General features: G+C 39.3%; 28 protein-coding genes. 11 read left to right on the top strand and 17 right to left on the bottom strand.

Going from position 1 to position 25,077, the window contains the following annotated elements:
• Nucleotides 1-402: 402 nt before the first annotated feature.
• The 4 genes from CXF64_RS16410 to CXF64_RS16395 form a co-directional block, all read right to left on the bottom strand.
• Nucleotides 403-1,062, bottom strand: a complete 660-nt coding sequence (locus tag CXF64_RS16410) for a histidine phosphatase family protein (RefSeq protein WP_101217539.1) — start codon at nucleotides 1,060-1,062, stop codon at nucleotides 403-405.
• A gap of 276 nt (nucleotides 1,063-1,338) precedes the next feature.
• Nucleotides 1,339-2,319 carry a sensor domain-containing diguanylate cyclase gene (locus CXF64_RS16405; protein WP_101217538.1) on the bottom strand — a complete coding sequence of 327 codons (981 nt, stop codon included), beginning with the start codon at nucleotides 2,317-2,319 and terminating at the stop codon, nucleotides 1,339-1,341.
• A 58-nt stretch (nucleotides 2,320-2,377) separates the two neighbouring features.
• Complete coding sequence (locus CXF64_RS16400) at nucleotides 2,378-3,625, bottom strand: DEAD/DEAH box helicase (RefSeq protein ID WP_101217537.1); 1,248 nt, start codon at nucleotides 3,623-3,625, stop codon at nucleotides 2,378-2,380.
• A 187-nt stretch (nucleotides 3,626-3,812) separates the two neighbouring features.
• The gene (locus tag CXF64_RS16395) at nucleotides 3,813-4,514 is read right to left on the bottom strand and encodes a DUF3581 domain-containing protein (RefSeq protein ID WP_101217536.1); all 702 of its coding nucleotides are present in this window, start codon (nucleotides 4,512-4,514) and stop codon (nucleotides 3,813-3,815) included.
• A gap of 340 nt (nucleotides 4,515-4,854) precedes the next feature.
• On the opposite strand from CXF64_RS16395, the gene CXF64_RS16390 reads away from it, so the two are divergent.
• Nucleotides 4,855-5,496, top strand: coding sequence for a CPBP family intramembrane glutamic endopeptidase (locus tag CXF64_RS16390; protein WP_232783810.1), 642 nt, complete (start codon nucleotides 4,855-4,857; stop codon nucleotides 5,494-5,496).
• 104 nt (nucleotides 5,497-5,600) lie between these two features.
• Nucleotides 5,601-5,993, top strand: a complete 393-nt coding sequence (locus CXF64_RS16385) for a hypothetical protein (RefSeq protein WP_101217534.1) — start codon at nucleotides 5,601-5,603, stop codon at nucleotides 5,991-5,993.
• 16 nt (nucleotides 5,994-6,009) lie between these two features.
• Here CXF64_RS16385 and CXF64_RS16380 read toward each other — a convergent pair whose 3' ends face one another.
• From CXF64_RS16380 to proB, 4 genes are all read right to left on the bottom strand, one after another.
• Nucleotides 6,010-6,309 carry a hypothetical protein gene (locus tag CXF64_RS16380; RefSeq protein WP_101217533.1) on the bottom strand — a complete coding sequence of 100 codons (300 nt, stop codon included), beginning with the start codon at nucleotides 6,307-6,309 and terminating at the stop codon, nucleotides 6,010-6,012.
• Nucleotides 6,310-6,472: 163 nt separating this feature from the next.
• A complete protein-coding gene (gene gltX, locus CXF64_RS16375) occupies nucleotides 6,473-7,957 on the bottom strand; it encodes a glutamate--tRNA ligase (protein ID WP_101217532.1) in 1,485 nt (494 codons plus the stop codon).
• 39 nt (nucleotides 7,958-7,996) lie between these two features.
• Entirely contained in the window at nucleotides 7,997-8,356 is a 360-nt protein-coding gene (locus CXF64_RS16370; RefSeq protein ID WP_007581591.1) for a glutaredoxin family protein, read from the bottom strand.
• A gap of 116 nt (nucleotides 8,357-8,472) precedes the next feature.
• Nucleotides 8,473-9,576 (bottom strand): glutamate 5-kinase, encoded by a 1,104-nt coding sequence (gene proB, locus CXF64_RS16365; protein WP_101217531.1) that lies wholly within the window; start codon nucleotides 9,574-9,576, stop codon nucleotides 8,473-8,475.
• 119 nt (nucleotides 9,577-9,695) lie between these two features.
• On the opposite strand from proB, the gene CXF64_RS16360 reads away from it, so the two are divergent.
• On the top strand, nucleotides 9,696-10,655 hold the full coding sequence (locus CXF64_RS16360) for a DMT family transporter (RefSeq protein WP_024593285.1): 960 nt from the start codon (nucleotides 9,696-9,698) through the stop codon (nucleotides 10,653-10,655).
• Here the strand turns inward: CXF64_RS16360 and CXF64_RS16355 are convergent.
• The 3 genes from CXF64_RS16355 to pdsO are packed head-to-tail and all read right to left on the bottom strand — an operon-like array spanning nucleotide 10,550 to nucleotide 13,938.
• Entirely contained in the window at nucleotides 10,550-11,155 is a 606-nt protein-coding gene (locus CXF64_RS16355; protein ID WP_101217530.1) for a class GN sortase, read from the bottom strand. The genes CXF64_RS16360 and CXF64_RS16355 overlap by 106 nt on opposite strands.
• Nucleotides 11,156-11,172: 17 nt before the next feature.
• Nucleotides 11,173-13,170, bottom strand: a complete 1,998-nt coding sequence (locus tag CXF64_RS16350) for a marine proteobacterial sortase target protein (protein ID WP_101217529.1) — start codon at nucleotides 13,168-13,170, stop codon at nucleotides 11,173-11,175.
• 36 nt (nucleotides 13,171-13,206) lie between these two features.
• The gene (pdsO, locus tag CXF64_RS16345) at nucleotides 13,207-13,938 is read right to left on the bottom strand and encodes a sortase-associated OmpA-like protein PdsO (protein WP_101217528.1); all 732 of its coding nucleotides are present in this window, start codon (nucleotides 13,936-13,938) and stop codon (nucleotides 13,207-13,209) included.
• Nucleotides 13,939-14,142: 204 nt separating this feature from the next.
• On the opposite strand from pdsO, the gene pdsR reads away from it, so the two are divergent.
• The 3 genes from pdsR to CXF64_RS20860 all read left to right on the top strand — a co-directional run bounded on the left by pdsR (nucleotide 14,143) and on the right by CXF64_RS20860 (nucleotide 17,416).
• Nucleotides 14,143-14,832, top strand: coding sequence for a proteobacterial dedicated sortase system response regulator (pdsR, locus tag CXF64_RS16340; RefSeq protein ID WP_101217527.1), 690 nt, complete (start codon nucleotides 14,143-14,145; stop codon nucleotides 14,830-14,832).
• Nucleotides 14,832-16,970 carry a proteobacterial dedicated sortase system histidine kinase gene (pdsS, locus tag CXF64_RS16335; protein WP_101217526.1) on the top strand — a complete coding sequence of 713 codons (2,139 nt, stop codon included), beginning with the start codon at nucleotides 14,832-14,834 and terminating at the stop codon, nucleotides 16,968-16,970. The genes pdsR and pdsS overlap by 1 nt, the downstream gene beginning before the upstream one ends.
• A gap of 281 nt (nucleotides 16,971-17,251) precedes the next feature.
• On the top strand, nucleotides 17,252-17,416 hold the full coding sequence (locus CXF64_RS20860; protein ID WP_007581574.1) for a hypothetical protein: 165 nt from the start codon (nucleotides 17,252-17,254) through the stop codon (nucleotides 17,414-17,416).
• A gap of 5 nt (nucleotides 17,417-17,421) precedes the next feature.
• On the opposite strand, the gene CXF64_RS16330 is transcribed toward CXF64_RS20860, so the two are convergent.
• Nucleotides 17,422-18,672, bottom strand: coding sequence for a multifunctional CCA addition/repair protein (locus tag CXF64_RS16330; protein WP_024593291.1), 1,251 nt, complete (start codon nucleotides 18,670-18,672; stop codon nucleotides 17,422-17,424).
• A gap of 132 nt (nucleotides 18,673-18,804) precedes the next feature.
• Here CXF64_RS16330 and CXF64_RS16325 point away from each other — a divergent pair, with 132 nt between their 5' ends.
• A complete protein-coding gene (locus tag CXF64_RS16325) occupies nucleotides 18,805-19,032 on the top strand; it encodes a hypothetical protein (RefSeq protein WP_007581571.1) in 228 nt (75 codons plus the stop codon).
• Between the two features lie 30 nt (nucleotides 19,033-19,062).
• Here CXF64_RS16325 and CXF64_RS16320 read toward each other — a convergent pair whose 3' ends face one another.
• Genes CXF64_RS16320 through CXF64_RS16305 form a run of 4 tightly spaced genes read right to left on the bottom strand, consistent with a single transcriptional unit; the run spans nucleotide 19,063 to nucleotide 22,928 of the window.
• Nucleotides 19,063-19,563, bottom strand: coding sequence for a DUF1543 domain-containing protein (locus CXF64_RS16320; RefSeq protein ID WP_024593292.1), 501 nt, complete (start codon nucleotides 19,561-19,563; stop codon nucleotides 19,063-19,065).
• An 8-nt stretch (nucleotides 19,564-19,571) separates the two neighbouring features.
• Entirely contained in the window at nucleotides 19,572-20,921 is a 1,350-nt protein-coding gene (locus tag CXF64_RS16315) for a sigma 54-interacting transcriptional regulator (RefSeq protein ID WP_010553151.1), read from the bottom strand.
• A gap of 2 nt (nucleotides 20,922-20,923) precedes the next feature.
• Complete coding sequence (locus tag CXF64_RS16310) at nucleotides 20,924-21,469, bottom strand: hypothetical protein (RefSeq protein WP_024607489.1); 546 nt, start codon at nucleotides 21,467-21,469, stop codon at nucleotides 20,924-20,926.
• A gap of 1 nt (nucleotide 21,470) precedes the next feature.
• On the bottom strand, nucleotides 21,471-22,928 hold the full coding sequence (locus tag CXF64_RS16305) for a sensor histidine kinase (RefSeq protein ID WP_101217525.1): 1,458 nt from the start codon (nucleotides 22,926-22,928) through the stop codon (nucleotides 21,471-21,473).
• A 330-nt stretch (nucleotides 22,929-23,258) separates the two neighbouring features.
• Between CXF64_RS16305 and CXF64_RS16300 the strand changes: the two genes are divergently transcribed.
• From CXF64_RS16300 to CXF64_RS16285, 4 genes are all read left to right on the top strand, one after another.
• Nucleotides 23,259-23,492: a cag pathogenicity island protein Cag25 gene (locus CXF64_RS16300; protein ID WP_007581561.1), complete on the top strand. Its 234-nt coding sequence runs from the start codon at nucleotides 23,259-23,261 to the stop codon at nucleotides 23,490-23,492.
• Nucleotides 23,493-23,516: 24 nt separating this feature from the next.
• Nucleotides 23,517-23,744: a hypothetical protein gene (locus tag CXF64_RS16295; RefSeq protein ID WP_007581559.1), complete on the top strand. Its 228-nt coding sequence runs from the start codon at nucleotides 23,517-23,519 to the stop codon at nucleotides 23,742-23,744.
• A gap of 187 nt (nucleotides 23,745-23,931) precedes the next feature.
• A complete protein-coding gene (locus CXF64_RS16290) occupies nucleotides 23,932-24,168 on the top strand; it encodes a hypothetical protein (RefSeq protein ID WP_007581558.1) in 237 nt (78 codons plus the stop codon).
• Nucleotides 24,169-24,177: 9 nt separating this feature from the next.
• A complete protein-coding gene (locus tag CXF64_RS16285) occupies nucleotides 24,178-24,414 on the top strand; it encodes a calcium-binding protein (RefSeq protein WP_024598659.1) in 237 nt (78 codons plus the stop codon).
• A 56-nt stretch (nucleotides 24,415-24,470) separates the two neighbouring features.
• Here the strand turns inward: CXF64_RS16285 and CXF64_RS16280 are convergent, their stop codons facing one another.
• Nucleotides 24,471-24,923, bottom strand: a complete 453-nt coding sequence (locus CXF64_RS16280) for an energy transducer TonB (RefSeq protein WP_101217524.1) — start codon at nucleotides 24,921-24,923, stop codon at nucleotides 24,471-24,473.
• Between the last annotated feature and the right edge of the window lie 154 nt (nucleotides 24,924-25,077).

Below are 25,077 nucleotides of genomic sequence, written 5' to 3'. Positions count from 1 at the left end.
AAACTTTATAAAAGGTAGCTTTTCTTTCATTTTATCTATATCAGATAAATAATTAAACTTCTCAATATTTTAATATTCAATCTGCTATTCAACTGAATATTACGACAATAAATAGTAAATCACTTACTCTTAACAAGTCGATTACTGTACAAGTCTGCTACTGGAAAAATCATTTTATAATCGTCCCAATTTAAATTCCCATCTACAATTTTATAATTGAGAAAATGCCTTCTCTGTTTATAAATATCATAATCTGGGTGCCCAACAGAGAAAATAAATGGATGAAAATCAACCAAACATTTATGCCCATCACTAAAATATATCTCTAAAATATGATCAGCTATGGGTTTTGAATTAATTATCGATAATTCCAGCATTAAGTTCCTTTTTACATTTTACCTTTCATAAATCAGATTCAAGTACACTATCAATGCCTTCTCGCATATCAATTGATAAATGATATCGTTCTGATTCTTCATCGAGCTCAAGCACAACAAACCCACAGTTAAAAAACTTTTCAGCTTCTTCATATTGTTCATACGACCAATGAAAATAACGCATTAAAAAGACTAAAGCTGTAATACCATGTGTACTAATAACAAGACTATCGGTCCAATTATCTTGAGAAAAATCGCGATACAGCGTTTCTAAAAACGTAGAAATTCGATCATATACATCTGCACCTGATTCACCATTTTCTATACGATAAAAAAAGTAACTATGCCTTTTGCGATCTTCATATTTAAGACGAGCCTCATCTTCTGTATAAAAATTCCCCCAATCTTGTTCACGTAATCTAGGATCTTCTTTATATTTAATATTACTTTTTAGCTCAGAGGTGATTAACTCAGTTGTTTGCCTTGCTCTGTTATAAGGTGAGGACCACACAGTTACATTTTTATTTGCTAGCAGTTCGTTTAGTTTTACACCCGTTTTTATACATTGCTCTTTACCTGATTCAGTTAAATTAACTAAATGATCAGGAGTATGCTCATACATCCCTTTATCTATGTTTGCTTGAGATTGCCCATGACGAATAATAATAATCTGCTTAGGCTTCATTACGCCCTCCATGCACTATTGTAATAAATATCTAAATAAATAAGCTCTTGATGAATGATTAAAACATAAAAAAGAGCTTATTATTTTAAGGTTATTTCAGAATAATTTAACCACTAGTCGCATAATATTCAACCCCTAGTTGATGTAGTTACATTGATTAATAAGTTAAAAGGAAACAGTGATAAATACAATTTTTCATAATACCTTTTTAGCTAATTAAAAATGAATTAAGTAAAATCAACTCAAACTACGTAATTAAATTTTAAGTTATTTTTATTACTGCGCTTTTTTAGCGAGCTTGTACGCTTGTTTATTTTTATACATTGCGTGGTCTGCATCATTTAATAGCATTTCAAAAGGCTGCTTTTGTTTATTAGTAAAGCTATAACCTATGCTGAGCGATAAATCGCAAACGTCTTCTTTGAGTAAAGCTTTTGAATACTCAGAGGATATTTTATCCATGATGTAATTAATTTTACTCTTATCGCTTAATTGCATTACTGCAACAAACTCATCGCCACCTAAGCGCCCTACTATATCGGCATCTCTTAAATGCGTTTTTAGCGTATCTGCCAATATAATTAAGGCTTTGTCGCCCACTTCATGTCCGCAGGTGTCGTTTAATTTTTCAAAGTCGTTTATATCGATAAACAAACAACACACGTCAAAGCCTAAACGCAGTGCTAAGTTAAGCTTTTGCTGAGCTAGTAAGTTAAGTGCTCGGCGATTATAAATATTCGTTAATGAGTCTAACATGGCTATTTCACGCATTTGCTCATAGCTATAAACAAGCGCTAAGTCGTCTTCAATCAAATCGCGTAGCTGTTCTATGAGTTCAAAGTATTCATCGGTATAGCTTGTTATTTTAGTGTCTTTTAAACATAACGTGCCAAACACTTCGCCTTCAGGCCAATGAATGGGTAAACCTAGGTAGGATTCAACACCGTCTTCAACTACTTCTGGTAGGGTGTTCCATGCATCATTATTACTTGCATCATTAACATATAATGTATTGTTAGTTTCAGCTACGTGGCGACAAAACAGAGGAGTTTGAGGAGGGAGTATAGGGTTGGTCTCAAAGTTAGAGCCACCCTCGTTACTTCTAATAACAACGCGATAGCCTTTGCTTGTTGCCTGAACTATATAACCAGACGGGGCTGAAAAAAGCCCCGTTATAAGGTCGATTGTTTTTTGCCATTTATGCAAAGATATTTGGCCATCAATACCAGAAAATGCCCATTGATCAATTTCAAACATTGCTTTACCTCAGCGACTTATTAGCTCCAGTATAGGCAAAAAAGCAAAGTAAAAGCTATTATTTACGACGTCTACTTGGCTCTCTTTTACCAGTGATGCGTTTTTTATCACGATCTTTTCGCGACTTATTGGTGTTTTTACGATTGTCTTTTGGCTTTTTATTAGGATCTGGCTCGTAACCTTCTAACCACTGCGGCGTTAGACGCGTATCGAGTAGTACTTCAATTTCTTCTAGCAGCCATTGCTCATCAAGACTTACCAGCGACATAGCAAGTCCTTGTTCACCAGCACGACCTGTACGGCCAATACGGTGCACGTAATCCTCGGCAATGTAAGGTAGTTCAAAGTTAATTACGTATCTAAGTGTAGAAATATCTAAACCACGCGCAGCTACATCGGTTGCAACAAGTACGCGTGTAATACCTTCTTTAAAGTTTTGTAGTGCGCGGTCGCGCGCGCCTTGTGATTTGTCGCCATGGATTGACTCGGTTTTTAAACCGTCTTTACACATTTCTTTAGCGAGCTGATCAGCCATTTGTTTTGTGCGAGTAAAAATAAGCACTTGGCGCCAGTTTTTCATGCCAATCATGTGCGATACAAGTTCGCGCTTACGATCCTCATCTACAGCGTAAATAACTTGCTCTACTTCAACCGCAGCTGAGTTACGTTTATCAACTTCAATTAGCTCTGGGTTTTTAAGTAGTTTTTTACTGAGTTCAAACACGCTGTCATCAAACGTAGCTGAAAATAGTAAAGTTTGGCGATCGCCCGGGATATGGCGCAATATACGTCTAATTTCATCAATAAAGCCCATATCAAGCATGCGGTCAGCTTCGTCAAACACTAAGGAGTCTACGCTTGAAAGTACCACACTGCCTTTAACTATATGATCAAGTAAACGCCCAGGTGTTGCCACTATAACTTGGGCTGTTTTAAGTGCTTTTATTTGTGGACCAATACTTACGCCGCCATACGCTAAAGCACCATTAATGTTAGTGCCTTGTGCGTACTTTTCAAAGCTTGCAAATACTTGCTGAGCAAGCTCACGGGTTGGCGTTAAAATTACAACGCGAGCAATGCCTGGCTCATCTTTTTTTGGGGTATTTAAAAGCTTATGTAATAAAGGTAAAACAAAGGCGGCGGTTTTACCCGTACCTGTTTGCGCGCTGCCCATTACATCACTTCCGGCTAAAATAGGCGGAATAGTTTTAATCTGAATTGCGGTAGGCTGGGTGTAATTATTTTGCTCAATCGCTGTTAATAATAACGGGTCGAGATTAAGTGATGAGAACGTAGTGGCAGACATAGGCTTAGCTTTAAAATAACAAAGAGCGCTATTGTACGCATATTACTGTACTGCGTAAATTAACCAGTCCAGAAAAGTATTTAATCGTGGTTGCTCACTTTCACTTTAGCGCTAAAACAATAAAAAACCAATAAAAAAGGCGCTAAATAACAGTTGTATTTAGCGCCTTTTATAATTTTCTGTAGCTTTAAGCTGGCTTTAGTGTCGCTTTACGTTCGTTGTAAAACGCGATTAAATCATCAACTGTTGCTTGGCAGTATTCGCGTATACCCGAAACTACCATATGCTTTTCACCACTACCCACTTTAACGCCGTTTTCCAACAGGTTAAAACGTAGTGTGATTTTTCCGCGCTTACCGGCATACTCAAAACTAGGCTCTGCAAACTCAAGTTCTGGTTCTGTAATATCAAGATTATCAAGGTTGATAAGCATTGATTCGTAAATAATCATTGGGCGAGCAGGGTTAATCATTACCTCTTGCTTACCCATTAATGGAATAATTACATGCGGGAAAGTAGTACCAGAAAACTCAACATAATTTTTTATTAGGCTATTAGTCAGTGCTGGGCATTGGCTGGTTTTACCTTTGCGCTTTACCTTTAAAATAACTTTTTCGCCATTGGTTACATCAAACTCATCAGCTCCCTCAGGAAAATTAAGTTTGGTGTTTTCATCAACCATACCGGCAAAAGTAAATTCCATTTGTTCACTAATACCGTAGCGGTCTAGTACCAATGAAAAAAGTAAGTCTCCTGGCGCGCAAAACTTTTTGGCATCTTTGTCGTGGAGTGGATTGTAATCGTCAGCAACGCATTTAGCGAATCGACAACCTTGCTCACGAGAGATAGAAACATAATCAGCATGCTGCTGAAAAAAAGGACTTAACATAGTTTGTTCACTGCTTAAACTGCTTATAACCTATCTATATTACCAGAAAAAAAATACTGAGAGGTCGAATCTGTTAGATTAGTTGCTAAATAAAACAGAGCAATAAAAAACAATGACCTTTTATTTATTAGCGCTATCAATTATATGTGTATTTCCGTACTGCAAAATATCAATAATGCGGCAACCCCTTTGGCACTACTTACTAGCTTTAAGTGTTGTAAGTGCATATTTTCAAGGTTATATAAATTTATATGCTCTGCTGTTCATTGGGCTTTACGTTGTTTTATACTACTGTGTGCTAAATACAAAGCGTGCAATAATACGCGCTATATTAAGTACTGTGTTTATAGTTTCCTCATTAGCATTAGCACTTCATTGGGTGCCTGGTTTTAATAACCTCCCCATTGTTATAAACGAGCGTATTACCAGCGATGCGATTACTTTTACCCTTTATGCTAATTTTGATAAAGCTATGGCTGGGTTATTTCTTTGTGCTTACTTTTATTCGAATAAAAAAACTTTAAAAGCAGACTCTAATAAAGCGGGCCCATTAAACGTTAAACAAGCCAGTTTAATAATTATTGCTACTGTTTTAGCTGCGCTCACTGCGGCTTTAATGCTTGGACTTGTAAGCTTTAACCCTAAGGTTCCTGGCTTTTGGTTAGCCTTTATTGCTATTAATCTTTTATTTACCTGTGTTGCCGAGGAAGCTTTATTTCGAGGTTTACTACAAACTAAGCTTAGCAAAATAATTACACCTACCCGTTTAGCAATACTTGCCCCTGTAATTACTGCAGGTATTTTTGCTTTGGCACATTTTGCTGGAGGAATTAACTATGTATTGGTTTCATTTATTGCAGGCTTGGGGTATGGCTATGTTTTTTATAAAACGCAGCGCTTAGAGTGGGCTATTTTATGCCATTGGTTGGTTAATATTTGCCACTTCTTTTTGTTTACTTATCCTATGCTCAATAAAATCTAAATACATTTACAAATGCTAACAATTTACTTAGTAGTAAACATTGCCCGCATTTGATTTTGTTAGTAATTTACTACTTTAAATAATAAATTAAGGGACTAATAAATATGCTACGTTTTATAACGGCAATAACCGTGCTCGCCACAATAACGGGTTGTTCAGGCATGACTTATCATACAGATATAAACAACGACGTTTTATCTCAAGAAATTGGTACTTACGTTAATAAAAGAGATTTACGGCAGTTTTATAGCGACCAAGAAGCCCATGAAAGTGGCGCTACACTCTTAGGGCGAATAGAAGGTGAAAGCTGTGATGGCGACGGTATGGGTAACAACAATGTAAGCTATAATCGCTCTAAATCAAACGCGATTGATTTACTTAAAGAAGATGCCATGCGCAGAGGCGGCAATGCTTTTACTATTAATTCTTGTAGCGAAACGTCTGTATCGTATTGCGATTTATCTATTTTATGCACCGGGCAAGCTTTCGACTATTAATAAGTAAAGGTGCAAATTATATATTAAGCGCAAAGCTAAGCAGCACACGCTTTCCAGACTCGATTTTAGATACGCTGTGCTCGTGCTTATCGGGTCTAAACAAATACACGCGATTAAATAAATTTATAATGCATTTTGAGCATTTAAATACCCCACCTGTTTTAGGTTGCTCTAATACAAAATTGAGCTTGTAATAGCGCCCTTGCTGCACAGGGTCAATATGGTTCATTACGCTATGATTAGTTGGGTAAGTAACAAGGTTTATCGAAAATATATTACTGCTAAAAATAGCTTTGTTTTTAACGGTTGCAATCATACTGCCTCCTATGGGTTTACAGGCCTTATTGTATCATTGGGTTGAGTACTAATACTTTAGTTAAACAATATCAAAATGCCATGTCATATAGCTAAACAACCTGACACAAAAAAGCCGAACTTATTTTACTAAGCTCGGCTTTTAAAAATGCATTATTTAGTAATTATGCACTTGGGTATTCGCGGTACGCACGCTCTATATTTTTAGCCTGCTTTTTAGAAATACCTAAATGAGCAAGTGCAACACGTAAACGAGCACGTGATAAGTCAGACCCTAATATTTCCATTGCATCAAGCACTGACGTACTTGATGTTTTGCCTGTAATGGCAACAAATATTGGCTCTAAAAAGTCTTTAATTTTAAGCTCGTGGAAGGTTGCTACTTCTTTTGCAATTGCAAAAATAGCGGGCTTTTCAAAGCTAAGTAAGCCTTCAAGCTGCCATACAAAAAATTGTAGCGCTTGGCGAATCACGTTTTCGTCTGCTTTACCGGCTGTTAAAAGCGCTGGATCGTATGTTGGAATTCCGCCTACAAAGTGACCTGCAAGCTCAACCATATCCGACAGCGTATTAATACGTGTTTTAACTTCTGGTAATATTTTAGCGAGCATCTCACCATTAAACTTCCAATCAACAAAGCGCTGAATTAACTGCTCGTCGGTTAGGTTTTCGCGGATCCACATGCCGTTTAACCAGCTTAATTTATCTACGTCGAATACTGGACCACCAAGCGATACGCGCTTCATGTCGAAGTTTTCAATCATCTCGTTTAACGTGAACTTTTCACGCTCATCTGGCATTGACCAACCCATACGGCCTAAATAGTTAAGCACGGCTTCTGGCAGGTAGCCCATTTCTTTATAGTAGTTAATAGACGTTGGGTTTTTACGCTTAGATAGCTTTGATTTATCTGGGTTACGTAATAACGGTAAGTGACCAAGTACTGGTGCTTCCCAACCAAAATCTTCATACAGTTTTAATAACTTAGGTGCTGAGTTTATCCATTCTTCGCCACGGAAAATATGGCTAATTTCCATGTGGTGATCGTCAACTACGTTCGCTAAAAAGTAAGTTGGAAAGCCATCCGCTTTTAAAAGCACTTGCATGTCTACGTTTTCCCACGGAATCTCAATTTCATCACGTAGGTAGTCGTTAAACTTAAATGTGCCTTCGCTTGGGATTTTCATACGTATAACGTAAGGTTTGCCCGCTGCTAAGTTTGCTTTAATTTCTTCATCTGTATGGTTTAAACCACGACCGTCGTATTTAGGGCGCAAGCCTTCTGCCATTTGCTCTTCACGCATTTGGTCAAGCTCTTCGCTTGTTGCAAAGCAGTAAAACGCTTTGCCATCGTCAACTAACTGATGCGCGTATTTTTTGTATAAATCGCTACGCTCAGATTGACGGTATGGACCAAATTCGCCCCCCACATCAGGACCATGATCCCACTCAAGCCCTAACCAACGTAAGCTATCCATAATCGCAAGTTCAGACTCTGGCGTGCTACGTACTTGGTCTGTATCTTCTATACGAAGTACAAATTCACCGCCTTGTTGTTTAGCAAAACAGTAGTTAAATAAGGCGATATAAGCGGTGCCAAGATGCGGGTCACCAGTTGGCGACGGGGCAACACGGGTGCGAATTGTCATGGTATATTCTCTTTAAATAAGTGAGATAATAAAAGTGGTTTATGCAGCTACTTTGTTTAAGTAAGCAATAATATCGTTTGATTCATACAGCCATTGTACTTGGCCGTTTTGCTCTATACGCAGGCAAGGCACTTTAACTTTGCCGCCTTGTTCTAGTAGCTCTTGACGATATTGCTCATTGTCTTTTGCATCACGCGTTTCTATGTTTAAGCCTTCGCGTTTAATAGCGCGACGTACTTTTACACAAAACGGGCATGCTTTAAATTGATACAGTTTAAATTGTGAGGTTTGCTGATCAAGCTGTGCTTGCTCGTCGCTTGCACGCTTTTTACTGCGAGGAGTAAATACAAAATTAAAGAATAAGATTATACAACCTAAAAACCAACGAACTAATTTCATGTTCTGTGCTCTGCTTACAACAATTTAAGGAGCCAGATTTTAGCACAAATTTACAATCAAAAAAGTGTAATACTGCGAGAATTACACTCAAGTAATTTAATTTACTAAAAGTGCTTCTATAGCAATACCATATCATCCCTATGAAGTACTTCTGCGCCACTATCGTAATCGAGTAATTGGCCTATTTGACTAGAGTGCGCACCCTTTATTTTATTTACCTCGGTACTACTAAAGCGCGTTAAGCCCCGTGCAATCACTTGATTTTTATTATCAATTAAATCAATTAAATCACCGCGTTCAAAACGTCCAAATGCATTAGTAACGCCTTTAGCGAGTAAGCTTGCGCCTTTATTTTGCAGCGCTGTAATAGCACCTGTATCAATAACAATTTGGCCGGTACTTTTAGGCCCTGCTAGTAACCATTTTTTACGGCCATCTTTTGGGGCGGTGAGTTTTAAAAAACGCGTGCCTGGTAACTCGTCACTCATACATTTTAAAATAACGTTTTTACCTGCGCCTTTGGCAATAATAACTTCTACACCTGCGCGCCTTGCAATATCGGCGGCTTGCAGTTTAGTCGCCATGCCGCCTGTGCCTAAATTTGTGCCACTGCCACCAGCAAGTTGGCGCAGTTCATCGTTTATATGTGTTACTTCGCCAATGAGGGTGGCATCGGCATTTGTGCGCGGATCGCTGGTAAATAACCCTTCTTGATCAGTAAGTAGCAGTAACTTATTAGCATTAGCCAAAATAGCGACAAGTGCCGATAAATTATCGTTGTCGCCTACTTTTATTTCGCTCGTGGCTACAGCGTCATTTTCGTTAATGATGGGTACAACGTCGTAATTTAATAACGCATTGAGTGTATCGCGGGCATTAAGGTAGCGTTCTCTGTCGTCTACATCAGCGCGAGTTAGCAGCATTTGCCCTACATTTACCCCGTATAAACCAAACAAGCTCTGCCAAATATGAATAAGTTGACCTTGTCCAATTGCAGCAAGCATTTGTTTATCAATTAAGCTTCTGCCACAGGGTTTTAATAGTTGTTCGCGCCCAGCAGCTACCGCGCCGCTCGATACTAAAATAACCTGGTGACCTTGTTTTTTAAGCTCGCAACATTGGCGTACTAATTCAACCATATGTGCTTTATCTAGTTTATCGGTGCCGCCAGTAAGTACGCTTGTACCAAGCTTTACAACTATTACCTGTTCCCTTTGCATGTGCTTTTTACTACTGATTAATTAAAGATGAATTAATTTATACCAGCTCGGTATTTTTGAACAAGTTAAAAATATTCATGCTAGGATCTGATTTTATTAAATTATGTAAATTACTCTCTATGCCTGCCAGTTTATGTTTAATTATTGCCACCTTTTTATGGGGCAGCTCTTTTATTGCGCTCAAATACGCCATTGCCATTTACGACCCTGCATTGGTGATATTTTTACGCATGCTCACCACGTTAGTTTTGTCGCTTTGTTTATGGCGCTACGTTATTCGGTTTGAGTATTTAAAAGGTGACTGGAAGTATTTAGTGGGTATGTCACTTGCTGAGCCTTGCTTGTACTTTTTATTTGAAGGCCATGCAATGGAATACACATCGGCCTCGCAGGCTGGTGTTATTGTGTCGTGCTTGCCCATTATTATTGCGCTGCTTGCCTTTTTATTGCTTAAAGAATACATAAGTAAATCCATCGTGGTCGGTTTTACGCTGTGTATTGGCGGCAGTATTTTACTTACGCTTCTTTCACCAAGTACCGACCAAGCACCTAACCCGTTGCTGGGTAACTTTTTAGAGTTGATGGCTATGGTGTGCGCTGCATTTTATACCGTAAGTATTAAACATTTAGCTAATCGCTACTCGCCCCTGACTTTAATTGCGTTGCAAGGTATTAGCGGCAGCTTGTTTTTTGCACCGTTTTTGTTTTTTATCGACCTGCCAAGCGAAAACCAACACGACTTAACCGCGCTTATGAGCATTTTGTATTTAGGTTCGTGTGTAACCCTTGGCGGCTACGGCATGTACAATTATGCTATTAGCAAAGTATCGGTATTAACCGCGGCTGCGTACTCTAATTTAATTCCTATTTTTACACTTATTTTGTCAGCTATTATTTTGGGCGAAGTGCTCAACGTATGGCAATGGCTGAGTATATTTGTGGTATTTATTGGTGTAATGGTAAGCCAGCGCCATCAAGAACTTGTGGTTGATATACCGCTTAGTGAATCGGGCGAAGACATTTGCGCAGATACAAGCAACCTCAAATCAGTACCTGAGGCAAGCGAATCAAAAGGGTAACAGGTAAGCAAGTACAATCCAGGTGTTTGTAAAAAGTCATGTTGAGATTGATGAATAACCTCAATCCCCGTTACTTTATAATTTTGTATCACCCCACTTTGCAGTTGCAAAGTAAACGCCTCTCCCACTTTTGCGTTTTGTAAAAATGCAAAGTGGGTGTCGTTATGCCCTGCTATTAGCGCGCCTTTTTCGTTTCCAAACTCTTTTCCGCCAAGCTCCCCTGCTGGTAAAAATTGGCTAGGCGCAAACGCTAAATTACGACCACTCGCTCCAGCCAATACACTTAATGTTTTATTATGACTTGGCCAATCAAGCTTTGCAGTAACGTAGCTGTCGGCGTAATACCACGGCCTTACTTTAATCCCGGGTGATTTAAGCGCCTCTTGCCATGCTTGTTCAATTAATACTTGAGCAAGCCACGCTTTTGCCTGCATATAAGCGCCGTGCCCAAATAATCCAAGCCCAGCTATTAGTAAGCCCACGCTTAGCCACCTTTTCATTTTAAGTCTCTTTTCATTTAGGGATTCGCTCTGTGTTTAAATTTAAGAGCGCCAAATCCTAATAATAAAATACAGCCTAATAATATGTGCAGCCTACTTTGCCCATCTGTTTGTGGTAAACGCATTGCCATACCTTGTGGTACTGCATTAGTAGCTTGCGCCGTTTGCTCTGCCACTTCTTTTATTTGAGTTTGTTCAATCGCTATAAAAGCAGTAAACGGGCTAAGTAATTGATGAGTAAGTGCAAGCTCCTGTACTTCATCTTTAACGGTATTTTGCTCGTTGTATAAAAGTAATGACTTAATTTTTTGGCGCGCCCACAGTTTTGCTATACCTTGAGCGCTTGAGCTATTTTGTGTACTTAATTTAATACTTAAAGGCCCTTGTGCTGTTTGCCCAGCAAGTACCACACTTTTAGCATTATTAAGTTTTATAGCGACCATGATAGGCTCGCCAAAATATAAATCAGGTAGTGGTGATGGCCAAAAATCTAAGTTGTTACCGCTTTCATCGCTTAGCGCCAAATTAGTAATAGCCGGATGTGCAAGCTTATCAAACAACTGCTGCATTTTAGGTTGCACCTCACTTGTGCTGCCTATAAACGTAAATGAGCCCTTACCGACATCTGCCGCTCGGCGCATAAAAAAGCTGTTAGGTGCGCTGCCAATACCCACTGTAAATAAGCGGCTATCACCTAATTTACTTTGAATATTTTTGAACAATGCGTCTTCATTACTTACGCTACCATCAGTTAAAAATACAACTTGGCGTACAAAACCATCAAACTCGCTGCCATCAAGTACGGCATTAAGCGCACCTTGTATTTCTGTGCCGCCGTCGGCTTCTAGGCTATAAATAAATCGCTCTGCACGGCGTAAATTAAAGTCGCTGGCTATAAGTGATTTATCGCTCATTGGAGTCACTATGTTATCAAAACCAATTATGTTAAAGCTGTCGTCGCTATCAAGTAATGACAGCGCATAAAACAAGGCTTTTTTAGCTTGCTCCATAGATTGCCCGTGCATAGAGCCAGACGTATCAACTACAAATACCATTTCGCGAGGTAATCGCTGAGTTTGTGTAAAGTGATCCCCTGGTGGCATTAGCATAGCAAGGCCGTATCGGTCACCATTTTCAAACTGCTGAGTAAAAAATGCGGCTTGAGCTTGCTCTTTTTGCAGCGGTTTAAACTCAAGTACAAAGTCGCGATTAACTGCATTTGTCTCATTTAACGCTATTTTATATTGCCCAAACGCAGTGTTTTGTACATCAACATTATGAAATTTAGAATTGATATCCACCAGCTCTAAGCCTACGTCTATATCAATGTTTAAGCTAAATTGGCTGCTTGGTACGTTATCATTTTGAGTACTGCTTTTAATACTGTAAACAGGGCTTAACCATCCCGTTGGGAGCGGATTAACATGCGCTTGATTTTGAGTATTAACTTCACCACTAATCGCGTGATAACGCGGTGTAATAGTAGTCGGAAATCTAATAGCAAATGTGCCGCTGCTGTAATCAATTATTTCTTGATACTCAAGCTCAATAATTACTCGCTCACCAGGACCAATATTTGCCACATTAGTAATAAACATATTGGCGCGTTGCTGGCGTACAAGGGCCGCTTGCTTACCTCCTTTTTTAGCCTTCTCGTATTTTTTTTCAGCTTCCACTTTTTTATCAATTTGGCCTTTAATGACTCGCTCACCTATACGCATCGTCATGGCATGTACGGCGCTTTCATCAGGCAATGGAAAAACGTAGCGCGCGTTAACTGCAAACGGGTTTTCGTTTTGATAGGTCTGCGTTACTACAACATGATTAATTAGGCCGGTTAAGGTCATATTGGCGTCGCTTTTTAATATTATTGCTGGGCCTGCTGGCGCACCATTGCTATCAAAAAGTTCTAACTTGGGTGATTGCGCATGGCTTTTAAAGCTCACTAACAGCACAATCGCTATGAATATAAAAATACTTACTTTAGTAAGCATTTTGGTTGGTTTACTCAACATAAAATCACTCCATCGAACGCTTTGTTTTAAATAGTTTTAGTTACTCGCCGTTTGGCCATTTACACTATTCATTGAGCGAGTGGTAAGCGTTACGCGTCTATCAAAAAAGTTATCTTCCACCGTGTTGCTGTTAGCCAATGTTTGCTGCTCGCCAAATGCCTGCGTGCTTAAGCGTTTATGGCTCACACCGTGTTTTATTAAATAGCTTTGCACGGCATTTACACGCGCTTTAGAAAGTAAAAGGTTAGCTTGCTCATCGCCGCGTTGATCGGCAAAGCCACTTAAATCAAGTACGAGTTGTGGTTGATTGTTTAACAAGGTAACGAGTTGGTCTAACTGCAGTGCAAAATGCGGAGCAATAACACTTGAACCTGTTTTAAATTGCACCGTCATCGCCAATAAGTTATTAATTTGAACTTGAGTTAACTGCTCATTTTGATTGGCAAGCACTTCTAGCTGTTGCTCTAACATATTATTGTGGTTAAGCACGTGTTGGTAATCGCTGGTTTTTTCTTTCATAACCGTAATTGCACGCTCTTGCTCTGCAATTTTGTTATCAGCTACTTTTGAATCACCTATTAAACCACCGGCAAATGCCCCAATAAACGCACCTATTGGCCCGCCTACTACGCCGCCAATAATAGCGCCTGCACCTAGCCCAATAGCCGTTTCTTTATGGGCTTCTTTTGATGGCGTGTTAGATGTTGAGGCAATTGCTGGAGTACAAAAACTAGCAATCAGTGTTAACGCAATTAATGTCTTCTTCATGATTTGATCCTTAAACTTACTTTTTAATTTGTGATGTTTTGTTTTGATGGGTGTATTAAAACAAGTTCAAGTGGCAATAAAGGGGAGCAAAAATGGCAAACTGCTGAGCAATTGTGGCAAAAAAATGGCAATTGCCTTTTTAACCTTACTTAGGTTAAGAACTTCGATATAGTGCACAGCAGAGGCAATAGGATAATGATTAGAATGAAAAAAATAGCCATCATTGAAGATGAACCCGCAATCCGCGAAAACTACATAGAAATGCTGAGCTTACAGGGCTACCAAGTGAGTGGCTTTGCCGATCGCGCCAGCGCTGAAGCTGCATTTAAAAATGCCCTGCCCGATTTAGCCATTGTTGATATTGGCCTAGGCCATGAAATAGATGGTGGTTTTTTACTGTGCCAAACATTGCGATCGCTTTCTAAAACACTGCCTATTATTTTTTTAACCGCCCGCGATAGCGAAATAGATACCGTATGCGGCCTGCGCATGGGCGCCGACGACTACCTAACAAAAGACATAAGCTTGGCTCACTTGGCTGCACGTATTGGTGCGCTATTTCGCCGAATGGAAGCACTTGAACAACCCGCTGATGCAAATGCACTCATAACACGCGGGCAGTTAACACTCGACACGCAACGTATGCAGGTTTTTTGGCAACAACAATTAGTTGATTTAACCGTAACCGAATTTTGGATGCTGCATTCACTCGCCCAGCGACCAGGCCATGTTAAAAGCCGTAACGAATTAATGAGCGATGCAAAAATTTATGTAGACGACAGCACCATTACTTCACACGTAAAACGTATTCGTAAAAAGTTTATAGCACTCGACAGCTCCTTTGATTGCATAGATACAGTGTATGGCATGGGCTATCGGTGGGAACAACACTAATGCTACGATTTGGTCTGCGCAGTAAATTTATATTACTTTCATGTTTTTTGTTTTTGCTACCGTGGCTTGGCTACGAGTACGTATGGGAAATGGAAAAGTTTTTACGCCAAGGCCAAGAAAAAACCCTAGTAGGCACCACTCGTGCTCTTGCTACTGCATTACATGAGCGCCCGGCATTATTTGACGAGCAAACCAACTTTTTAGACCAAGTAGTAAAAGGCCGCGATTTATACGCTTATAATCTTAAAAACCCTATCCAGCTCGACGGTAAACTTAACGATTGGGACAGCTACCAGCCGTTATTTTGGCACTACGACAAGCGCTACTTACAAAAAACAGATAACAAACATCAAGCCAGTGACTTATCGTTTGATCATATGGTGGGAAAATTTGATAACTACTTATACGCCGTATTTAAAGTCACCGACAATACCCTTATTTATCGCGCTAAAAATAGCTTAAGTATTACCAATAACGATTATTTACAAATTGGCCTAAAAACGCCAGACGGTCAGTTTAATACTTACATTATTGCGCCGCGCCAAGATGGTTGGGTTAATGCGTTTGATGCAAATACCAAAGCCCCTTTTACAAAAATTCAGGGCTATTTTGAAAGTACCAAATCAGGATATAACGTAGAGCTGCGCTTTCCTATTAACATGCTGGGCAACAAACTTGGCTTTGCCATTGTTGACATTGATAGTAAAGAGGCATTGTTAGAGCCTAAAATAATGTCGACCTCAAACTTAAATAACCCAAACGATTTAGGCTCTGTATTAGTCCCTTCTCCAGAAATTAGCCGTATTTTAAAAGGCATGGGCCACAGTGGTAGCCGCATTTGGGTGGTCGATAACCATCATCGCGTACTTGCGCAGTCGGGTACTATTCAAAATGCAGATGGCGTTTGGGCTGATGGACTTGCTAACCAAGCACCTGAAACTTGGTGGCAGCGCTTTGAGCAAAATTACTTACACCCAATTTACTATAAAATTTTAACGCGTCCCGAAAATGAGTTTTTAGATACCCTGCACGATGTAGCTTCTATGCAGGGCACACATTTAGCGAAAGCATTAAAAGGACAACCAGCATCGTCTTGGCGCTTAACCCCCGACAGCAAAGCCGTTATTTTATCGGCCGCTTATCCTATTTGGATCCAAGACCAAGTAATTGGCGCAGTAATAGCAGAGGAAACCACAAACGGCGTACGTACGCTGCGTAATAAGTCACTCGAAAAACTGTTTAACGTTATTTTAGCTGTGATGCTAATTGGTACTGTGACTTTATTCTTTTTTGCCTCACGTATATCGAACCGAATTAGGCGGCTGCGCGATACAGCTGAACAAGCAATTGATGCACAAGGGCGTGTTACCGGCAGTATTAATTACAGCGATGCTAACGATGAAATTGGCGATCTGTCTCGTAGTTTTTCAAACATTGTAAGCCGACTTGGCGGCTATACCGATTACTTAGAAAATATGTCGTCGCGGTTGTCGCATGAACTGCGCACGCCGGTTGCCGTAGTGCGCTCATCACTCGAAAACTTACAAAGCTTGCCACAGAACGAGCTGAGTCAAAAATACCTCGACCGCGCCAGCGAAGGCGTTGAACGCTTAGGTAAAATAATAACTACCATGAGCGAAGCCACTCGCCTTGAACAGAGTATTCAAAGCAACGAGCCTGAGCCTTTTGATTTACAAAAAGTAATAAATGGTTGCATGCAAGGCTATCAGCTTACTTACCCAAACCAGTTATTTACGCTTGATGTATGCCAAAACAAATTACCTATGCAAGGTGCACCGGAGTTTATAGCTCAGCTGCTTGATAAACTTATTAATAACGCGCTGGAGTTTAGTGAAGCCAATACGGCTATTAATGTAGGCCTTAAGCAGAGCGAAAATAAAGCAACATTAACAGTGCGTAATACAGGCCCCGCGTTACCCGAAGGATTAACTGAGCATATTTTTGACTCTATGGTGTCGGTACGTAGCCAGCAAATGCAGCAACAGCCACATTTGGGGTTAGGTCTTTATATTGTAAGGCTGGTGTGCGACTACCATAAAGGCAGTGTAACAGCGCAAAACAACGAACAAGGTGATGGTGTAGTGTTTACCGTAACACTGCCGTTAGTTAATGGTTAAGGCTGTATTTATACCGTTATATTCGTACCGTTATATTTATAGCCACAGCATTATATGCAAATAGTAAGTACGTAATAAATTAAATTCAGCTGTATATTTTTAGTTAAAAAGAGTTATTTTAATTTACCTTAACTCCATATAAATTAACAAATAAACCCCTCTCATCCCTCAAAACCTGCCGGTTACAATTTAGTACAACTTCAAATGTAACTATTCACTTTTAATTCAGTCGAATGACCATACCCTACATCATATTAAAGTATTAAATTGAAGGAATACTCATGAAACCATCACTAGAGCGTGAAGAACTAGACTTTATTTTTGACTTATACAGGCCCTCTAAAAAACCTGAGTCTGAAAATGTAAAACCAAAAAGTACAAACTACAAAGAGCTAAGAAAGCACGACGCGACTAAAAACCAAGGCGTATCGCACTACTTAGTCTAATTTTATTACGCTTGGGACTTCTCATGTTCTAAAAATGCTTTAATGCAGTTTATTTCTGCAAGTTTTACTTCTTCGCCTATTTCAGGGCCTTTTTTGCCATTTTTAAGTGCATTTTGCACTACCAGTTTCTTATCCATTTTTTGCAGTTCAGTATGAATTGCTCGCAGCTTAGCTGCTTGCGGGTATGGCTTATCAACAAGTGTTTCACCACGCCCTTGTGCATCGCATTGGCATGCTTGGGTAAACGCTATAAAACGTTCTGGGTGTACCAACGCATTTAAGTTAGTCACTATTAGCTTGTGAATGGTTTGCGGCCTTAACTGATCAATCGTGTGGCAAAGGGTATGATTATCACTGGTGAGTACGCCAACATCGCGAAAACGGTTAGGCACTTTTAAGCGCTCACAAAACGCCTCAATAACTGCAACACCTTCGCGTTCGTGTCCACGTAGGTTTCCATATTTTTTAAAACTAAGCGCTTTTCCAAAATCATGGGTTAGTGCAGCAAAACGAGTTTCCAAGTTAAAATTCAAATCCGCTGCACGCCTAAGTACCAGCATAGTATGCACAAATACATCCCCTTCAGGATGATGGTTTGCTGGTTGCGGTACATTAACCATGCGCTCAAGCTCTGGAAAAACCCCCAAACCTTGCAATGCTTCAAAATAAAGCTCAGGGTGCTTTTCACCCAGTGCTTTTTCGGTTTCAAGCCACACGCGCTCAGGTACTAAATGATTTAGCTCACCTTTATTTTTAAGCTCGCGCATTAATGCATACGTACTTGGGTGAATACGCCAATCACTGCCATAGCGCGCTAAAAAACGGGCAATACGCAGTACTCGAACAGGGTCTTCTACAAATGCCTCAGTGGTGTGGCGCAGTGTTTTATTTTGTAAGTCAGTTTGGCCATTAAACGGGTCAATAATATTACCGTGTTCATCAAGCGCCATTGAATTTATGGTTAAATCACGCCTTGCTAAATCTTCTTCTAGCGTCACTGTTGGGCTGGCATCAACCACAAAGCCAGTATAGCCTTTGCCGCTTTTACGCTCTGTGCGCCCAAGTGCATATTCTTCTTTTGTTTTTGGGTGCAAGTAAACCGGAAAGTCGCTACCTATTGGTACAAAACCGAGCGACTGCATTGTGTCTGGCGTTTCACCAATCACTACATAGTCGTTATCTTTTGATTTTATATTTAGCAGTTTGTCGCGCACTGCACCACCAACGAGGTAAACTTTTTTTAAGTTACTTTTCACTTTATTCCCATAAACATTAATAAAATTGTTTGATACTAATCATAACATTAATTAAAAAATTCTGCGGTGTTTGCCAAGCTTAAGTAAGCTCATTACAATGGCGCATTATTTTCAGCTATAGCCTCACAATTAATGAAAAACCATTCATCAAAAAAAGAACTTATGTTACTACCCATTTTATTAGTGGTTATTTTAATGTGTGTGGCGGGTCACTTTTTACTACAAGCAAATTTTCAAGACAGTAATGTGGTTGAATACATGTTAGCAGCACTGCCGTTTGCTATGTTTGGATTGGTTATTGTGGCGTTTAAAATGGCGGCTAAAAGCGAAAAGGATGAACAAAACGAGCAGGACTCTTAATCCTGCTTAGTTTTAGCTACTTATTATAATTTAAAGTATGTGATAGCCAAACCAGTCTGGCTTTATAGGCTGCGATATACCGCTGGGCGTGAGCTTAATGTTTAGCTGGCTGTCGAGTAAATCAATCGCAAAGCAATCGTCTACGTCATGTAAATCATCTTTATGAATATGGCTAAGCCCTGCTAGCAAATCGTTTTTAGCTCGCTCTTTAGCTTCATGGCTACTGCTTGCAACATACAGTGCAAAGTCGTGTTGCTCAGCCATAGAATCACTTCTGTAAGCGCCTAAATTTACAAAATAGAGTTGTTTATTTTGCTCCACATAGCTATCGACTACTTCTATTTTAAAACCATCTATATGATTAATTGCCATGTAGCTATCCATGTGAACACTACTTCTGTCGCCTACCCATTGGCTTTTTAACTTTGAATAAGTTTGCTCAATGTTTTGCCCTACAACAAAACGAATATCATGCATTTCAATGTGGCAACCTTGAATCCGGCCACCTAAATACACCATAAATAACTGCATGCTTTTCCTTAACCTAAATTATCAACATCAATATTATGCTTTTTAATCAACTTATAAAAATCTGAGCGATTGCGCTTGGCAAGCTTAGCGCCTTCGGCTACGTTACCACCTGCCATTTTTAAAGTGTTAATCACATAGTCGCGCTCAAACTCTTTTTTAGCGTCGTTTAGTGATAATGGTTCTACGTTTGTTTCATTACTATTTAGCGCAGCTAACACTAAGTGCTCTGAAATAACATCGCTTGGCGTTAATGCTACAACCTGCTCTACTACGTTTTGTAATTGGCGGATATTACCTGGCCAGTCGTAACGCACAAGCGCATGCATAGCATCGCTGGCAAAGTGTTTTTCAGTTTGCTTCATGCGCTTAGCAATGCTTGCACTAAAGTGCTGTGCTAATAAGCTTATATCTTCGCGGCGCTCACACAGTGGCGGTAATTTTAAATTAACTACGTTTAAGCGATAGTATAAATCTTCTCTAAATTGCTGGTTTAAAATAGCTTCAGGAAGATTTTTATGTGTTGCCGATACAATACGTACATCAATCGCTATTTCTTCTTGAAAGCCTACGGGGCGAATTGTTTTTTCTTGTAATACGCGCAGTAACTTAACCTGCAAGTTAAGTGGCATATCGCCTATCTCGTCTAAAAATAGCGTGCCGCCCTCAGCTTGTTGAAACAAGCCTTGGTGATCTTTAATTGCGCCCGTAAAAGAGCCTTTTTTATGACCAAATAATTCAGACTCTAAAAGCTCCCCTGGTACAGCGCCGCAGTTAATTGCAACGAAAGGGCCACCGCTTACATGACTATGCTGATGAATCGCTTGTGCGAGTAGCTCTTTACCTGTACCACTAGCCCCCGAAATCAATACATTAACTTGCGTTGGCCCAAGTAGTTTTACTTGCTCTAACAAGTGCAGCATTGCACCACTGCGCGTAACTATATTACTTTTAGGTGCTGCTTCATCTGCATTAACACCATGTATTTCTATCGCTTTAGCAAGGCTGTCAAATAGCTCATCTTTATCTACAGGTTTAGTTATAAATGCAAAAATGCCCTGCTTAGTTGCCTCTACGGCATCAGGAATTGAGCCATGCGCTGTCATCATAATGACAGGTAATGCAGGGTAGCGGCTTTGCAGCTGACGATGCAGTGCCATGCCATCCATTTCATCCATACGTAGGTCGGTTATTACGGCGTCAAACACTTGGCTTTTAAGTATTTGTAATGCGGTTAAGCCGCTTTCACAGGTCGTTACTTCGTATCCTTTTGATTCGATACGAATAGCGAGCAGTTTTAATAAGCTAGCGTCGTCGTCAACGAGTAATACTTTTGCACCTTGCACTTTAGTTGCTGCCATAGTTACTGCTCCTTAGTTTCTTCTCGTAGTAAAAGCTGCTGCTCAATAGTTGCTAACGATGAGAGGGTTTCTTGCATTTTATTGTTAAGTGCTTGCTGCTCTTTTTTGGCATTTATTTGCATAGTCACTTGCTGCTTTTGAAGCCATAAATATTGCTTTATATCATCTGGCCAAAAGTAAGCTAAATCGAGTTTTAGCAACTTAGTCATTACCGTATTTGGATCATCATTTATGTTTAAGCACATAAATTTAAAAAAACGTTTAAGATCGTTTTCACCTGTAAAAATATCTTTTTTTGGCACCAATTTAAATCCGCCACACTGATTAGCGTGCCATGCAATAACTTGCTCTGCAGGCGGATAGCTTGGTTCAATTTTTGGTCTGGGTTTTGGACTAGGTTTACTGTTTTTGTCGTTCGTTATTTTGGTATCGACCACAGGTGCAGGTGTAATTGACACACGCTCTTCTTGCCCATTATTAATTTCACAACCTGATATAACCATGCTACTACTGAGCACACATAAAATAGCGATTAAACGCAAGCGCATGTTAATTAACTCCTAGATTTTTTGTTATGGGAATTTTAATTGAAAACCGGCAACCATGCGGCTCGTTATGCTCAACAGTAAGTGTACCTCTTAGCTGTTCAACAGATTCTTTCACAATAGTTAAGCCAAGCCCACTGCCTTGCAGCGTAACATTTTTACTGTGTTTACCTTGATAAAATGCGCTGAAAATTTGAGTTTTTTCTTGCTCTTTAATACCGCACCCTTTATCAAGCACACCAATGCAAAGTTGGTTTTGCTCAAGTGCTAAATTAATAGTAACGCTTTGCTTATCTTGTGAAAATTTTAAGCCATTTGAAATAAGCTGAATTAAAATCATCTCAATAAGCTCACTAGGTAAAGCAAGCTGTTTATTAGGTAAGTTATTTTGCCATTGCAGAGCTTGCTGACGCGCACTTAAGCGATGTTCAAAATGGCTATTAATTTTATTAATAAGATAGCTAAACTCAACTTCGCTTAGGCTGTCTTTACTGGTGCGAATCGCATTATAACTCAGCAGGCTGTCAATCATTGTACGAAGGCGCACCATAGATTGGCTAATAAGCTCAAGCACTGCTTTTTGCTCAGCAGTAATTGGGCCTACTATTTCATCAGTTAGTAAATCAGTGCCTTCGACCATTGAAGCAAGCGGCGTTTTCAGCTCATGGGTAACATGGCGTAAAAAGGTATCTTTTTGCTGCTCAAGCATGTGAAGTTGCTCTTGCACCCATTGGAGTTTTTCTCCTAGCTCAACTAGCTCAGCGGAGCCTTTCACAGATATTTTTTGCTGCCAATGCCCCTGCCCTAGCTTATCAATAACCGTAGTTAACCCTTTTAGTCGCCCACTTATACGCCATAAAAAACCACCACCAACAATTAAAGTAAGCGGAATAAGTGCCACCAGCCAGTTTATAAATGAAGTTTGTAGGCTTGTAAGCTCATTTTGGTTATTGGTAATTTGCGCTTCATTTTTATCACGTAACCATAAAGTAAGCTCAGCAACTAAATCGCTCACTGGCACAAATAGCTCCGCTTGCTGTTGTTTTTGCTCAACAAGCTCTACATGCGCTGTTTGTAAGGTGACATATAAGCGTTGCCATTGGTGGGTGTAATCTTTATCCGTGTTAACAAATTTAAGTTCATCAATACTTTGCAGGGATGATTGCCATTTATCGACAATGAGCTTATCTAACGATTCGCTTTTTAATACCCAGTTTTGCCTAGTGGCGCGCTCAAGGCTGTTGAGTTCTTGTTTTAGAGTATTAAACGATTTGGTAACTTGGTAGTTGTTACTCACGATACTTTGAGTCACTGCTAATTGCTTGTTAAGCGCATTTAAAAATACAATCACCACTATAGAAAGCGGGAGTAACGAAAGCAGCATACTCATTGCAAATTGCCCAATTAAATTAGGCCGCCAGTTAAGCATTGCATGGTATTTTTTAGCTATGGTTGCTGGCATTTAGTTTAGTCCTTTTAAGTTAAGCGTTCTATTATTAAGTGCTTACCTTATACACTAGCTGAACCAGCAATTATATTTAATACGATTAACAGCCAGCGCTACAAAAACAATGTGTCGCCAAATAGAGACAACGTAAACCATTGATTTTTAAACCCTACCTTTAATCTCACTACATAGTGTTGCAAAAGGCACACAAAAATTACAATAAACCCCGTAAAAACTTCTCACCCCCTTTAAGTTGAAAATATAAATACTTGAAAATTAACAATAATTATTTTTGGCATCATTTTTGTAGTAGGAGTAATAACTTTAATCAATAAGGAAATAATTATGAACAAACGCATTTTAGTAATTTCATCATTACTGGCTTTAGGCTTTTTAGGCGCTAACGCACACGCAATGGACGTTCACGCGACTTTTAACGAGCTTGATAAAGACAGTAACGGCACATTAAGTGAAGCCGAAGCAGGTGAAGATGCCGTTCTACACGAAAATTTTTTACAAATTGATACTAATCAAGATGGGCAATTGTCGCTAGATGAATTCAAAAAATTTATTCAATAAACTCATTTAATAAGGAACGTGATTATGAAACAACTTATAGCCGCTTTTTCATTAATGTTTTTAGCAATTAGTGCCACCGTAATTGCATCGCCAACAAACGTGCGCTTTGCCCATTTAGATAAAGATATGGATGGACAAATATCAATTGTAGAAGCAAAGGAAGACAAAGAAGTAATGAGACAATTTGCCGACTTAGATGAAGACGGTGATGAAAAAGTCTCAAAAAAAGAATTTGAAAGCTTTAAGCCTTAATGAGTAATTACTGATTAAGCTTTACTTAAGCTTGTTACAAGTAAACTGAATTTAAAAGCATTTGCCATAATCCCTGAGGGAGTGTGTAAAAGGATTTAATGTTGGGAGTTAAATTACGGCAAGTGCTTTTTTCCTTTTTACTTTATTTTAGCCACGAACTTTTAATACATCTTTTGGAAGGAAGACCATGAAGATACTTTCCCTTGTTATAAGCATTTTAATGCTATTAAGTTTTGATGCCGCGGCACTTGATGTAAAGCAACGCTTTGATCACCTAGATAGCGACAAAAGTGGCTATTTAACACACGACGAACTTGATCCCCAACCACAACTTTTAAACACCTTTGTAAAATGGGACAAAAACCAAGATAACCAAATTTCGCTAGTCGAATTTAAAAGTTATCTAACTAACAACCTTTACTAAGTGATTTGTATGAAAAGTATTAGCTATATAACGCTGCTGGCGTTTAGTATTTTTAGCACATTTAGTTTTGCCGCAAGTAATGACATTGCAAAGCAATTTAAAAAGCTAGATAGGAATAAAGACGGTTTTTTATCACGTTCAGAAACCGCTATAGACCCGGCTTTATGGTCACGGTTTTCAAGCTACGATAGTGACAAAGACGGTAAATTAGCATTAAATGAATATGGCTTATATGCAAGTAAGTAGTTTTATAGCTAGGTAAAAAACACCTAGCTTATTATATTTATATCTATTAATTACGTTCAGGCTTTATTTTTAGAACAATGCGCCAAATACTCTGCATCAGTAGGTTTTGGGCTCACCATAAAATCCATTTTGAGATAAGTTAGAACAGGTTGATTACTCGTATTTTCAGTTGTCGCTTTCCAGCGCCATAAACCCACAGCAGCTGCCGCATTATTATCAAACACGCCCTCTGGGTAAGACGAGATAACCTTATACCCTTGTGCTTTACCTTGTGAATTAATTAACGTAGCAAGCTCAACACAACCTGAAATACTTTTCTTCGCAGCTTCTATCGGATATCGCGGCTCTACTCTTTTAATAACATCCCAGTATTCACCTGCCTTACTTCGCAGTTCAGGACTCGATAAATCAATAAAACTCAGCATTTCATCGCTTACTTGTTTATCAGACGTTGAGCTACAGGCTGTTAGCATCATGCTCAAGGGGAGTAATAAATAGAGGGCTTTCATAGCGTTTCCTTATGCTTTATTGATTATTTTACATACTAAATAATCACATCAATTACCTATTTTGTAAACAGTTAATATAGAGAAAAGCCTTAAAATGAGGTCTATCAATTCATTGGTATTATAAAATCAAGTTTGTTAATGTAAGTAAATTAAC

The organism is Pseudoalteromonas sp. GutCa3 (genome assembly GCF_002836155.1).
In the GTDB taxonomy this organism is placed as follows: Bacteria; Pseudomonadota; Gammaproteobacteria; order Enterobacterales; family Alteromonadaceae; genus Pseudoalteromonas; species Pseudoalteromonas arctica.
The sequence above is the reverse complement of the archived record's forward strand: the minus strand, read 5'-3'. Positions and strand labels throughout refer to the sequence as shown.

What these genes read in the sequence shown, in the direction of transcription:
- CXF64_RS16385 (WP_101217534.1), top strand. Translation starts at nt 5,601, where the DNA reads ATGCTACGTTTTATAACGGCAATAACCGTGCTCGCCACAATAACGGGT.
- CXF64_RS16400 (WP_101217537.1), bottom strand. Translation starts at nt 3,625, where the DNA reads ATGTCTGCCACTACGTTCTCATCACTTAATCTCGACCCGTTATTATTA.
- CXF64_RS16350 (WP_101217529.1), bottom strand. Translation starts at nt 13,170, where the DNA reads ATGTTGAGTAAACCAACCAAAATGCTTACTAAAGTAAGTATTTTTATA.
- CXF64_RS16305 (WP_101217525.1), bottom strand. Translation starts at nt 22,928, where the DNA reads ATGCCAGCAACCATAGCTAAAAAATACCATGCAATGCTTAACTGGCGG.
- CXF64_RS16405 (WP_101217538.1), bottom strand. Translation starts at nt 2,319, where the DNA reads ATGTTTGAAATTGATCAATGGGCATTTTCTGGTATTGATGGCCAAATA.
- CXF64_RS16295 (WP_007581559.1), top strand. Translation starts at nt 23,517, where the DNA reads ATGAAACAACTTATAGCCGCTTTTTCATTAATGTTTTTAGCAATTAGT.
- CXF64_RS16315 (WP_010553151.1), bottom strand. Translation starts at nt 20,921, where the DNA reads ATGGCAGCAACTAAAGTGCAAGGTGCAAAAGTATTACTCGTTGACGAC.
- CXF64_RS16355 (WP_101217530.1), bottom strand. Translation starts at nt 11,155, where the DNA reads ATGAAAAGGTGGCTAAGCGTGGGCTTACTAATAGCTGGGCTTGGATTA.
- gltX (WP_101217532.1), bottom strand. Translation starts at nt 7,957, where the DNA reads ATGACAATTCGCACCCGTGTTGCCCCGTCGCCAACTGGTGACCCGCAT.
- CXF64_RS16360 (WP_024593285.1), top strand. Translation starts at nt 9,696, where the DNA reads ATGCCTGCCAGTTTATGTTTAATTATTGCCACCTTTTTATGGGGCAGC.
- CXF64_RS16395 (WP_101217536.1), bottom strand. Translation starts at nt 4,514, where the DNA reads ATGTTAAGTCCTTTTTTTCAGCAGCATGCTGATTATGTTTCTATCTCT.
- pdsO (WP_101217528.1), bottom strand. Translation starts at nt 13,938, where the DNA reads ATGAAGAAGACATTAATTGCGTTAACACTGATTGCTAGTTTTTGTACT.
- proB (WP_101217531.1), bottom strand. Translation starts at nt 9,576, where the DNA reads ATGCAAAGGGAACAGGTAATAGTTGTAAAGCTTGGTACAAGCGTACTT.
- CXF64_RS16325 (WP_007581571.1), top strand. Translation starts at nt 18,805, where the DNA reads ATGAAAAACCATTCATCAAAAAAAGAACTTATGTTACTACCCATTTTA.
- CXF64_RS16300 (WP_007581561.1), top strand. Translation starts at nt 23,259, where the DNA reads ATGAACAAACGCATTTTAGTAATTTCATCATTACTGGCTTTAGGCTTT.
- CXF64_RS20860 (WP_007581574.1), top strand. Translation starts at nt 17,252, where the DNA reads ATGAAACCATCACTAGAGCGTGAAGAACTAGACTTTATTTTTGACTTA.
- CXF64_RS16320 (WP_024593292.1), bottom strand. Translation starts at nt 19,563, where the DNA reads ATGCAGTTATTTATGGTGTATTTAGGTGGCCGGATTCAAGGTTGCCAC.
- pdsR (WP_101217527.1), top strand. Translation starts at nt 14,143, where the DNA reads ATGAAAAAAATAGCCATCATTGAAGATGAACCCGCAATCCGCGAAAAC.
- CXF64_RS16410 (WP_101217539.1), bottom strand. Translation starts at nt 1,062, where the DNA reads ATGAAGCCTAAGCAGATTATTATTATTCGTCATGGGCAATCTCAAGCA.
- CXF64_RS16290 (WP_007581558.1), top strand. Translation starts at nt 23,932, where the DNA reads ATGAAGATACTTTCCCTTGTTATAAGCATTTTAATGCTATTAAGTTTT.
- CXF64_RS16310 (WP_024607489.1), bottom strand. Translation starts at nt 21,469, where the DNA reads ATGCGCTTGCGTTTAATCGCTATTTTATGTGTGCTCAGTAGTAGCATG.
- CXF64_RS16285 (WP_024598659.1), top strand. Translation starts at nt 24,178, where the DNA reads ATGAAAAGTATTAGCTATATAACGCTGCTGGCGTTTAGTATTTTTAGC.
- CXF64_RS16380 (WP_101217533.1), bottom strand. Translation starts at nt 6,309, where the DNA reads ATGATTGCAACCGTTAAAAACAAAGCTATTTTTAGCAGTAATATATTT.
- CXF64_RS16370 (WP_007581591.1), bottom strand. Translation starts at nt 8,356, where the DNA reads ATGAAATTAGTTCGTTGGTTTTTAGGTTGTATAATCTTATTCTTTAAT.
- pdsS (WP_101217526.1), top strand. Translation starts at nt 14,832, where the DNA reads ATGCTACGATTTGGTCTGCGCAGTAAATTTATATTACTTTCATGTTTT.
- CXF64_RS16280 (WP_101217524.1), bottom strand. Translation starts at nt 24,923, where the DNA reads ATGAAAGCCCTCTATTTATTACTCCCCTTGAGCATGATGCTAACAGCC.